Origin of the sequence: Dactylosporangium salmoneum (genome assembly GCF_039532525.1) — a bacterium.
Lineage (GTDB): Bacteria > Actinomycetota > Actinomycetes > Mycobacteriales > Micromonosporaceae > Dactylosporangium > Dactylosporangium salmoneum.
This window is the reverse complement of record NZ_BAAARV010000031.1, coordinates 88,780-100,320: the sequence shown is the minus strand read 5'-3', so window position 1 is coordinate 100,320 and position 11,541 is coordinate 88,780. Positions and strand designations below refer to the sequence as shown.

General features: G+C 70.1%; 6 protein-coding genes. 1 reads left to right on the top strand and 5 read right to left on the bottom strand.

Features of this window, described 5'->3' with window-relative positions:
* Positions 1-309 precede the first annotated feature (309 nt).
* From ABD352_RS21235 to ABD352_RS21215, 5 genes are read right to left on the bottom strand one after another with little or no spacing between them, the layout of a single operon-like run.
* A complete protein-coding gene (locus ABD352_RS21235) occupies positions 310-6,222 on the bottom strand; it encodes a NaeI family type II restriction endonuclease (RefSeq protein WP_344614172.1) in 5,913 nt (1,970 codons plus the stop codon).
* Complete coding sequence (locus tag ABD352_RS21230; protein ID WP_344614171.1) at positions 6,219-7,391, bottom strand: hypothetical protein; 1,173 nt, start codon at positions 7,389-7,391, stop codon at positions 6,219-6,221. The genes ABD352_RS21235 and ABD352_RS21230 overlap by 4 nt, the downstream gene beginning before the upstream one ends.
* Positions 7,388-8,347 carry an AAA family ATPase gene (locus tag ABD352_RS21225; protein WP_344614170.1) on the bottom strand — a complete coding sequence of 320 codons (960 nt, stop codon included), beginning with the start codon at positions 8,345-8,347 and terminating at the stop codon, positions 7,388-7,390. Before ABD352_RS21225 ends, ABD352_RS21230 begins: the two co-directional genes overlap by 4 nt.
* Before the next feature lies 1 nt (position 8,348).
* Positions 8,349-9,314, bottom strand: coding sequence for an effector-associated domain EAD1-containing protein (locus ABD352_RS21220; RefSeq protein WP_344614169.1), 966 nt, complete (start codon positions 9,312-9,314; stop codon positions 8,349-8,351).
* Between the two features lie 11 nt (positions 9,315-9,325).
* Entirely contained in the window at positions 9,326-10,324 is a 999-nt protein-coding gene (locus ABD352_RS21215) for an effector-associated domain EAD1-containing protein (RefSeq protein ID WP_344614168.1), read from the bottom strand.
* A 152-nt stretch (positions 10,325-10,476) separates the two neighbouring features.
* Here ABD352_RS21215 and ABD352_RS21210 point away from each other — a divergent pair, with 152 nt between their 5' ends.
* On the top strand, positions 10,477-11,418 hold the full coding sequence (locus ABD352_RS21210) for a hypothetical protein (protein WP_344614167.1): 942 nt from the start codon (positions 10,477-10,479) through the stop codon (positions 11,416-11,418).
* Positions 11,419-11,541: the final 123 nt, after the last annotated feature.

Sequence of the window (11,541 nt, the reverse complement as noted above, 5' to 3'; positions counted from 1 at the left end):
TACTGATGATCGCTGGTCGCAGCGGCGTCGACGCACCTGCTCCGGCTCGCACTTTGTGCCGCAGTCCTGCGACATAAACGTGTTCAAGGCCTCGCTAAGACCGGTAGCGACCGTTGACCTGCATCAGGGACTTCCCTACATAAGATAGTCGTTCGCTTTAGCTCTTGTGAGCTTTGCAGGACTGCGTAAAACCCTCAAACGCATCGGCCCGTCGAACTCTTCGGCGAATGCCGTGGGAACCGTGCGGTTCGCCTACTGCGGGCGGGTCCGCAGTTCTCGAGATGGGATCACCTACTTTGTTGGCTGTGCCTAGTCCGACGCCAGCGACCAGAAGCCCTCGGCGAGCTCGACGAACGGTTTGGTTGTGGTCTCGGGATCCACGCTGACGAGCTGGAGGAACACGATCTCGTCGGAGGCCAGCTCCGGTAGACCAAGGTGCTCGATGCGTCGGCGATCCTCTACTCGGCCGCCACGGAACAGGAACAAGCCTTCTTGGGCCAGCTTCGGTTGCGCATCGCGCAGCCGTCTCGCCGGATCGGCCTGCATGACGACCGTCGCCAGAGCCGTACGGGAGATGGGGCGTCCCCGCGATCGCCGGGCGAGCTCCATGACCCTGTCGATGCTGCTGGCTTGGGCGAAGATTTCCTGCCGGTCTTCCTCGTCCAGTTCGGCCAGCACGTTCCGTTGGAGCGGTTCGTCTCTGAACAGCCATATGAGTCCCGAGTCGAGACGGTCTCGGCGCAGGGGAAACCTTCCGTCTCTATTCTTTGTCGGAGCCGCGAGGTCGTCGGTCACACGACCGAGGGCGAGGCCCCACTCTCCGAGTTCTTCGTTGGCATACACCAGTATGACGAGTTGGCCGGTGTTCTCCGGTCCGAGTTGCCACGCACCCCGGGTCTGGGTGAACTTGAAGTCCGCCTCGACACCGTCGATCGATAGGTCGAGGCGATGTCCATCGGCGAGTCCGAAGGTGCGTTGAAAGGCCAGTTCGACCCGGGCGCCGACGGTAGTTTTTTCCGACTTGAGGAGTTGTTTCAGGCTGTACCGACCGGTCCGCGGACCGTCGATCACCCCGTCCAGCGCCTCGCGCACGGCTGTCGCCGTCCGCTGGCCATTGTGATCGAGGCGCCGCAGCAGAGCGACAGCCCGCCACAAATCCGCGTCGGTGTCTGGCGATAGCGGTGCAACGATCGGCTGTTCGAAGTCGTCCTGCGCCTCGGCGGTGTTGCCAGCCCGCGGTTGATGCACCGGGAGGTCGATCTGCGACTCGCCGGAGGGTACTCTCACGGCGGCTGCGGTCGCCGTTCCTTCTGGCCCAATCGTTTCGGGTGTCTCGCTCGCGGCTTCCACACGGTCGAGGAGCGGTATCAGGTCCTCTGTTCGTGCTGTTCCTCGTGGCGCGAATCGGCGGGCCACGACGACCCCGACGACCAAATCGTCGCCAGGGCGCCGAACAGGTGCGCCTGCGATGATTGAAGGGATGGCGGCAGTTCTTCCATCGCCGGTAGCCCAAACGTCATCGGTGTACGGGGAGGCGTGAGGTTCGGTGCCCAGCAGGGCACGGTCGATGATCACCCGAGTGCCGGCCGGGATTGGGTCGGTCGCGGCGAAGCCCGCGACCGATGCGTCGAACGCCTGAGTGCACCTCATCACCGCAAGGTCGGTCCGCTCGTCGACCACGGCTATCTGTGCGAGGATCGGCTGGCTGTGATGGTTGAGCGCAGTGACGACTATGTCAGGTTGTAAGTCGCTGACGATGTGCAGGGCAGTCACCAGGACGCCAGGTCGAGCTTGGAAACAGGTGCCGACGATATTTCCGGCGCGGTCATGGACCCGGCCAAGATATCCCGGAATGTCCTGGCCGTCGGGACGTGCAGGCTCCATCACCGTTCCGTCGACAGGTTCGTTCGGGCGGGGAAGTTCGACGTGGAGGCCGGTGGCGGCGGCGAGGACCCGTGCGACCTCCGAGGCGGTTGGTCGGCCCGCGGGATCCTTGGCGAGGCAGCGGGCGATGAGCTGGCTGATGTCGCCGGGCAGGCCGGGGATCTCCGGCAGCGGGTGCGGGGGCTCATAGACGTGGTTGGTGATCATCTGCGTTGGCGTGTCCGCGTGCCACGGGAGTCGGTCGGTGAGGCAGCGGTACAAGAGCAGGCCGACGGTGTACACGTCGGTCGCCGGGATGACCCCGCCGCCAAGGAGCCGCTCGGGGGCCAGGTAGGCGGGGGTACCGAAGATGGTGCCGTCCTCGTCGTCGGGGGCGAACGAGCCGGTGAGCCCGGCCACGCCGAAGTCGAGGATCTTCGCTCCGGCGGCGGTGAGCATGATGTTGCCGGGCTTAATGTCGCGGTGCACCAGGTTGCGCTCGTGCGCTGCGGCGAGCCCGGCGGCGACCTGGGCGCAGATCTGGGTGGCGCGGCGCCACGACATAGGGCCGCTGCGCAGCCTATTGGACAGCAGCTCGCCCTCGAGGAGCTCCATCACGATGTACGGGCGCCGGCCGTACCTGTTCGCGGTGGGGTCACCGGCCTCGCCGTAGTCGTGCACGGCGGTGATGTTGGGATGATGGAGGCGGGCGAGGACCTGCGCCACGGCCCGGAAGGGCTCCGAGTTGCCGGGCTTGTCGGCGAGTAACTTGACCGCGACATTGCGGTCCAGCGCAAGATCCTGGGCCCGCCACACTACGGCCATGCCGCCGGTGCCGATGGGGGCGATAAGCCGGTACCTGTTGTTAAGGATCTCGTGCCTTTTGCCAAGGATCTCGCCAGCCACAGCCGGTTCGGTGCGCACCGCTGCAATCCAGGCGTGCACCGGTGAGCGGTCCGCGCCAACATGTAGCGTCAGTGGCCGCAAGGCGGTCCATGATGCGCCAGTAACCGTATGGGCGACTGCCGTACGCAAGGAATCTGAGAAAACGACTGCGAGGTTGGCGTCGGTTGGGAGGCGCAGCTCGGGTGCGTTGAGCACTTCCGAATTGAAGGCGGCTTCGTTCGCCAGATACATCGCTGCGCGAACCTGCAGCCGATCCTGCAGTTCGATGTCCTGGTTGGCGGTGACGATTCCATTGGCGAGCGCGGCGAGCAGCTCTGCGGCGCCGTCAGCAGACGTGCGAAGCGTCAGGTCGCGCCGGGGGTCGCCGCCGATCCGTTCGACGTCGTATTCATTCATGATCCGCTCGACGAAGACGCGTTGAAGGCGTGCTTCCAGCTGCTTACGCCGATCGCCAGCCTGCGCGATTTGCAGGTCCATCACCACGAGGCGGGCGGCACCGGCGTCGAGCTCGTCCGGGCCGGGCCGTTCGTCGCCAGGTGTGGAGGCGGCATGCGGCGTTCGCGACCGTACGATGGTCATCGATCCGGTTCCGGACGACCGCAGCGCCGGTGTCGACTGGACGCCGGCCCGGGCCATCTCGTGGTAGACGTAGTCGTAGACGTCGTTGATGGTGATGACGCCGTCGCCGTCGGCGTCCGCATCGCCCGTGGAGAGGCCCTTGACGACCGCTGCGGTGAAGGCTGACATCCCTGGTCTGCCGTCCTCGCCGGTCGTCTGCCACGCGTACTGCGTGCCCTGCGTCGCGGTGAGGACGGCTCGTCTGACATCCGGCGCAAGGGGGTCGCGGACGTCCGGGACGGGGTTGCGCCTGTCGACCATCGCGCCGCTGAAGCAGGTGTCGATGAGCACCACCTGCTGCCGTGCCCGGGAGTGGTCGAGCAGGTCCATGATCCATTGCGAGTCGATGGCGGTCGCCAGCAACCTACTGCGACGGGTGTCGGTCGTTGCTAGGTACAGGTGCCCCCGCGGCTCCAGCATCCCGTGACCGGTGACATACACCAGGACCTGGTCGTCGGGCCCGCTGCCGGTGAGGACGTCGTCGAGGGTCTGCCTGATCGTCCGTTCGTCGCGGTCGAGGAGGACGGTGACGTCGTAGTTGCCGATGGACGGGCTTCGCAGCACCTCGGCGATCGCGGCGACATCGGCGGCCGCGCCGGGCAGTGGCGGCAGCTCCGAGTCCGCGTACGTGGACGTGCCGATGACGACGGCGACCCGGCGGCCGGTGGAGACCGGCCGCGGCGGGGGTTCCTGTCCGGCGCCGACGCCGGCCCACCGGTCACGGGCGGTCGGCCCGGTCCAGGAGGCGGCGATCCGCGACACCAGCTGTTCGACGTGGTCGATGAGCGGGATGACGAACGGCACCCCGCCCGGGGCCAGGCCGTGGCTCATGGAGCGCACCGGGTCGACGTACTGTTCGGGGTCGATGCGTGAATTGGGAGGATCGTCGAAGGTCGTTTCGAGCTCGATCTCGAACCGGCCGAGCGAGTCCCAGGATGTCCCCGACACCAGCACCCGGATGCTCGACGTCGGTCCTGACCGGCGGATCTCCTCCACGAGCGGGAGGAGATCCGGGACATCGTTCACGACCAGCACCGTGCTCGGCCCGCTCGCCAGCCGCCGGGCCTGCATGGCCCGCCGCACCCGGGCAATCAGGTCGGCGTCGGGCCGGGGAGCGTACTGCGCGACGTGCGGCAGCCCGGCGAGGTCGGCCAGCGGGTTGGCCGGGCCGACGACGAAGAACTCGAGCTGGTCGGGGCTCCGGCGTTGGGCGAGCGACAGGACCAGCGACAACAGGATGGTGCTCTTGCCCGAGTAGGTCCGGCCGACGACCGCGACATTGCCGGCGTCGAGGTCGACCGCGAACGGCTCGTGGTCTCTGTGGCTCGCCTCGTCGATGCCGCCGGCGACGCCGAGTGCCCGGCCGTCGGCCGGCAGCCGGGCGAGGAGCTCGTCCAGGGTCGGTCGATTGGCACCTGCCGGCACCCAGATCGGCGCCTGCCGGTCCGGATCGCGTGCGACCACCCGATCGATCAGCATCTCGGCGACCGTCCGGCGTTCGTCGTACGCCACCGACGTCGTCGCGGGCAGCATCTGCGTTAGGACTGGGCTGTCGTGCGTCTGGATGAGAACCAAGACCAACGGTGCGTGCGGCTTGTCGACCACCACCGTGAGCGTGGAGACTGCTCCGTTCCGAACGTCGCTGGCTTGGGCATGCAGGCCCGCCGCCTTTTCGGCGTCGCTGCCGACAGTGAGCATGATGCATCTGGGCTTCGGTGTAGGCCCGCCTGCGCGACTCCGGATGGCCCGGTGTAGGCGGCGCCGGTCCTCCTGCCGGCTCAGGTCCGTGACGGCCGCGACGACGTGGGGCAGCACATGGAGATCGTCGAATACCCGGTCACCTGTGGTGTCGAGCAGGACCAGGTTGACCTCGCTGGGGCGGTATGTGCAGGCGAACGCGAGCGCGATGCTGCGGAGTACGTCTGCCCGGTCGCCCTTGGCGGTGAACACGGCCGTCACCACGAGCAGGTCCGTGTCCAGCGGTAGGTACACGGGCTCGCCTGCGAAGGTGCCGGCCGGCGCGCTCATCCGGTCGGGTTGCGCAAGGGTCTGGTCCAGCAAGAGGTGCAGCGGAACCGGCCGGTCCGTCTCTGCCGTCGAAGCGGCCACCGGATCGACCCGGGCCAGCAACCGCAGTAGCGGTGCCGCGGCGTCGTCCGTGAGGCCGAGCAGCGTCGTCCGGATCGGTGCGACGTCCGCGCCGGGCAGCAGTGCCAGCTCGCCGAGCAGCGGCAGCACGTCGGTGTCGCCGGCGCGCAGGCGGGTGAGGGCGGCCTCGATCTCGTCGGCGACCCGCAGCGCGGGGTCCGGCTGTGCGGCCAGGCGGCCGCGCATCGCCACGAACCAGTCCGGCGACAGTTGCACGGGGGCCGACGCCCCGTCGCCGGCTTCGTCGAGCCACCGGGACGCCGCGGGCGGGTCGATGATGCTCAGCGCGGTCAGCTGCTGGGCGTGCAGGAGCAGCGGCTGCCCACCCCACACGCCGGGGCGGTCGCAGTACCGCTCCAGCAGCAGCGCCACCTGGACGGCGCGGTCCACCCCGTACCGGGTGCTCAGGCTCACCAGCAGGTGGCGGCGCAAGTCCGGCTCGATCTCGTACAGGTCGCCGCCGAGCTCACGGAACAGCGGTGAGCTCAGAAGGTCCGCCTCGACCGTCCACGGCAGCTCGTCCGGCGGGTCGAGGAAGAAGTTGGTGCGCAGGAGGTTGAGCAGCGTCGGGTCGACGGCGACCGGCACCGCGGCGTGGCAGGCGAGGTCGAGCGCGCCGGGCGGCAGGGCCGAGCGGGCCTCGGCCAGGCGGGCGGCCGCGGCCGACGCGGCGGCGAGCGCGGTCACAGCGGGCGTTCCAATGTCGCCGGCCGGCCGCGGAGGACGTCGACGGCGGCGTACATGCCCTCCCGGTCGAGCGGGAACATGGGCACGTGCCGGGCCAGCTGACCGGCCGTCGTGCCGGCCCACCGTCCGCGGGCGAGCGGGTTCAGCCACGCGAGGTGGGCCCGGCGTGCGGCGACGGCGAGCGCGAAGGCGACCGCGTCGTACAGGCGGGTGATGGCGAACGAGCCGCGCATCGCACCGGCGTCGCTGATGACGACGACGGCCGATCCGGGGGTCGTGTCGGCCAGGAGCGCCGGCACCGGCCGCGGACCGGTGAGGTCGGGGTTGCGGTACACGCGGCCGCCCGGCAGCGGCGCGATGCGGTCCAGCACCGGGTCGAGCTCGGCGCCGAGCGGATCGGGCAGGTCGGCCAGCGGGCTGCGGTCGGGGCTGCGGCCGGGGGAGTTGTGGAAGTAGGCGACGGTGATCTCGTCGAGGCGGGCGGCGCGCACGATCGCCTGCAGGACGTGCTCGACGAGCCCGTGGAACGGGGTCATGGACCCGTTGAGGTCGACGAGCAGCAGCAGCCGGGCGGCGTTGACGCGGCGCGGGGCGAGCACCGGCGGCATGGCCACGCCGGTCGACGCGTAGCGCACGACGGTGGCGTCGACGTCGAGCTCCGTCGGCGGGCCCTGCCGGACCGGCAGGCGCAGCCGGCGCCACACCTGGGCGACTTCCCGCTGCGACAGCGGGTACTGCGGCTGCAGCATCAGGAACGGCGCGGACCGGCCGGAGCGTGGCGGGCCGAGTCCGTCGCCGAGGCGGGCGGGGGCGGCGATGGTCAGCGCTTCCGGCACCTCGGCGTCGGCGGTGGGCGCGGGCATCCCGGTTGCCGGGTCGGGCGCCGGGGAGGCGCCGGGCGTCCGGTCCGGTAGCGGTGCGGTGGCATTCGCCACCGGCCAGTCAGGCACGTCCACGAGGTGCAGGGTCGACACGATGAGTTCGGCGTCGCGGCGGGACTTTGCCCACAGCGTGACGCACAGCGCGCGCAGCTCGTCGGGGGAGCCGAGACCGTGGCCGGTGCTGAGCACGGTGCGCAGCGCCGCACAGTCGTCCACGCCGATCGGCAGCCCACGGCGGCGCAACCGGACGACGAGGTCGTGGATGAACGCCGGGACCGGCGTGCTCATGGTGTGCTCAGCCGTTTGCGGGCCCGGTCCTGGTCGGCGCGCTGCTTCACCAGCGCGCCGATCTTCGGCAGCGTGGTGAGGCTCTGCGGATCGACGTCGTCGCTCTGCAGGCAGCGGGCCCAGTCCAGCAGCTCGCTGAGGCCCGGTTTGCGGGCCAGTTCGACCCCGCGCAGGCGCTGCAGGACGCCGATGGCGCCGCCGCGCAGGGCGGCGTCGGCGATGCCGTGCATGTTGAGGATCGCGTCGAGGTCGTCGGGGTGCTCCGGGAATTCGACGTAGTGAAACGCGCAGCGGCGCAGGAACGCGCCCGGTAGCTGCTTCTCCTCGTTGTTCGTCACGATGATGATCGGCCGCAGGTCGGGGCGGTCCTGCGGCACCTCGTACCGCAGGCCGGGGACCTCGTCGATGTCGAAGCGCAGCTCGTCGAGCTCCCGCAGGAGGTCGTTGGGGAAGTCGAGGTCGGCCTTGTCGATCTCGTCGATGAGGACCACCGACCGGCGGCCGTGACGGGCCCGGGCGATTGCCCTGCCGAGCGGGCCGAGCCGGACGTAGCTGCGGTCGTCGGGCAGCGTCTTGGTCCACGGCCGGTGCAGCTGGGCATCGGACAGGCGGCGCACCGCGTCGAACGTGTACAGCAGATCCCGGCCGCGGCTGGTGGACTTGATGTGCGCCTGTTCCAGCGGCAGCCCGAGCCGGTACGCGACGGCGTGCGCGAGACGGGTCTTGCCGACGCCGGGGTCGCCCTGGACGAGCAGCGGCCGGCCGAGGGTGATCGCGACATTGACCGCGTCGCACAGGTCGGCGGTGAGCAGATACGGCTCGGCCGGCACGGTCCGCAGCTGCGGCCTGCCCAGCGCGCCGAGCGCCGCCTCGACGTCCTCGATCGGCCGCTGCGCCGGCACGTCACCGTCCAGGTCCAGTCGCATCGACGTGTCGACGCCCCGGCTGACGTTCACGTCAGGCCTCCTTCACCAATTCGCCCTGCAACCATGCGCTGAACTGTGCCGGGTCCTCACATCTGCGGGCCGCGGTGATGCTGCTGCGCAGCGCCCCATACGTGAGCGGGATACTGAACCCGTCGCGCAGCTCGGCGCGCTTCTGCACGTAGCCGCTCCAGGGACGGGCCAGATCGGCCGGCCAGCCGAGGCCGGCGAGCACGTCACGGGCCCACTTCGCCACGTCGAGCCGGGTGAACACGGGCCGGCCCAGATCGTGGACCCCGCACGGCGGGGGAGCATCGGTCGCGGTGACGAACAGCAGCACGAACCAGCCTTCGATCGGTCCGCAGCCGTCCCGGACACCCTGCCAGAAGCCGTCGACGGCGGCGGGCGTCGCGTCGTTGACGAGGACCTGGCAGACGATGCTGGTCTCGTCCAGCTCCGGTAGGTGCTGCAGGATCTGCTTCACCTTGTGGTCCGGGTCGGCGATGACGGCGCCGAGGCTGACGTCGTCCTTCTCCTCGAGATCGCCGAGGCAGTGCGGCAGCCATGCGCATAGCCGCTTCGCCGCGGCGGTCTCCTCGGCCGTCACCCACATGCCGAGCAGCCCGGCCTGCTGGTCGTCGAGCAGGTCGTGGATCACATTCTTGGCATGGTCGAGGTCGAAGTAGGCGTCGTTCTGGTGGCGGACCTTCGCCGGCACGGCCCGCGCCGCCGCAAGCCCGAGCCCGTACGCCTCAGCGTAGGCGGCGACCTGCCGGTTCGCCGGTCGGCAGTCGATCAGCCGGCGGGTCAGCAGGTCGTCCCACCCCTCGGCCACGGCCTGCTCGACCAGCTGGAACGCGGTGTGGTGGAGCGGTCCGTCGCCGGTGATGTCGGCCAGGTTCCGGTCGAGGTCGATGCGGACGAAGACGGCGAGCTTCTGGTTGCTCGGGTAGGCGCTCGTGAGGGCGTTGATCAGCAGGCGCATGCGGGTGCCGTCCACGGTGTCCGCCCTTAGAAGACCGCGAGGTCCGGCGGCAGCGCTCGCCGGATCGCGGTGATCGGGACGGCGCGGTTGTGCGTCGGCAGGTGCCCGCGGCGCTTGTCCGGGTCGCCGCCCTGGTGCATCGCGACCACCGCGAGGGAGATGTCGAATACGGGGGCACCTGACGAGCCGTGCGCGGTGTTGACCATGTGCCGCAGCCGGGTACCGTTGCCGTTGTAGTCGATGGTGTGCCCGAACGCCATGCTGAGCGGCTCGCCGTCGAGGTGCTGCAGCATCACCAGGTCGTCGTAGGCGGCGAGCGCGTCCTGCCGCGCCGCCCGCAGCCAGCCGCCCGGTGTCCCGGCGGTGCGCAGGACGGCGAAGTCCAGTTCGTCGGCGGCGGGCAGGCGGTCGCCGGGATCCTCCAGCGTGTCCACTGGGCTCGGCGGTGCGGCGGCCGCGAGCCAGTCGTCGTGCAGCGGGAACGTCGCGCCCGCGTCGTCGCGGCGATGGTTGAACTGCAACCGAATCGCCGACGGCTTGACGTCGTCCAGCACGTGGTGGGCAGTCAGGCACAGATCCGGGCCGATGAGGAACCCGGTGCCGAGCGGTCGCAGACCGGCGGACGTAGCGACCGAGACCCGGCACACCAGGCCCTGCGCTGCCGTGAGCCGGGCGCGCCAGGTGTCAGGGTCGAGCTCCGGCGCGCGTGGGCGGACGGTCCGCTCGAAGACGTCGGCAGCCTCTGGTAACGGGGCGGCCTCCCGCCACCCGGTGTCCACGGTCCAGGCCCGCACGAGCGGATTGCCGGCGCGGTCGGCCAGGACCGCGTCGATGAGGTCCGGCAACCAGCCCTCGGCCTCGCCAGCGGTGATCACGGCGAAGACGACCTCGCTCATGCCGACGTTGCCGACCAGGTCGGACAGCCGCCGGTCCAGGTCGAACCGCAGCACCTGCTCCAACCCAGTCCGAGCGGGATACGCGTGCAGCAGCGCCTCGGCGAGCTGCCGCAGCTGCCGGCCGCTCAACGCACGAGAAATGCCACACCACCTTCGATCGAGCACCGCAACGTCTGTCACTGTACGACAACGCACGGTGCCGCAACTCCTCCGCTCCGCCCACCCGGAGGTTCGGTCGAACGGCCAAGTTGGCGGGGTGACACCGTGGCGATAATGTCGCGATGACATCGATGCGGCACGCGCGGGAACGGATCACGGTCACCGATCAGCAGCTGGCCGGCTGGACCGGCACCAGGTCACGTACGGAGCTGCAGTTGTCCGGCGCCTGCCCCGCCTGCCATGACCCGACGTTCATGAACCTACCGCTGACCAGCACCTCGCTAGAGAGCGCACCCGGCCTGCCCGCCCCGACGACGCTGACGGCCTCCGTGCCGTGCGCCTGCCACGGCGAGCACCCGGGCAGGCCGGAGGGCGTCGCGGAAGGCTGCGGTCGCACGTGGACGATCACCGCGACGTTCGTTTCCGACACCCAGGTCAAAGTTGGCGCCGCGAACGACCCCCACCTCACCGAGGCGGCCGAGGCACTGCGGGCGGAAACCGCCGGCCGGCTGCAGTCGGTGCGCACCGCCGCGGACCGATGGACAGCCGCCGTCGTCACCCTCATCGGGCTGGTCGGCATCGTCGTGCCGGCCCTGGGCCGCGACGACATCCGCTCGCTCGAGCCGTGGGCCCGGATCCTCGTCGGCGGGTCGCTGCTGGCCGCCCTCGCCGCCGCTGCGGTCGCCGTCGTCAACGGGTACTCGGCCGCCCACGGGCTGCCGGTCACCCGTCCGGTCGCAGACGACGAAGGGCTCCGCGAGTGGTACATCGCCCACCGCTCACGCGCATCGACCGCCGCCGACCGCCTGCGCCGGGCGATCGTCGCCGCGGCTGTCACTATTGCCACCCTGGCTGCAGCGGTGGGCGTGACGACATTCGCTCCGACCGCCTCGCCGGAGTCGACCCCGGTCCAGGTCACCCGTCCGGACGGGGCCACCGTATGCGGTGTTCTGCTGCCTTCCACGGCCGACAACACGCTGCGGATCCGTCGTGCCGACAGCGGCGACATCGAGATCCTCCGTCCGTCCGACCTTGTCCGTCTCAAACCGGTAAAGGTGTGCTGATCTAGGCCTGCGAGGCGCCCTCCTGGCACGCTGGTACGATGCCCTCGGCCAAGGCCCGGCGGGCGGTGGTGCGTGCCTCGCTGGCGGCCCGGACCTTCACTTCGGCGGCGCGCTCAGCGACGG

Bases quoted from the DNA above. Each gene is read 5' to 3' on its own strand.
- ABD352_RS21230 (WP_344614171.1), bottom strand. From the start codon at position 7,391: ATGAGCACGCCGGTCCCGGCGTTCATCCACGACCTCGTCGTCCGGTTG.
- ABD352_RS21210 (WP_344614167.1), top strand. From the start codon at position 10,477: ATGACATCGATGCGGCACGCGCGGGAACGGATCACGGTCACCGATCAG.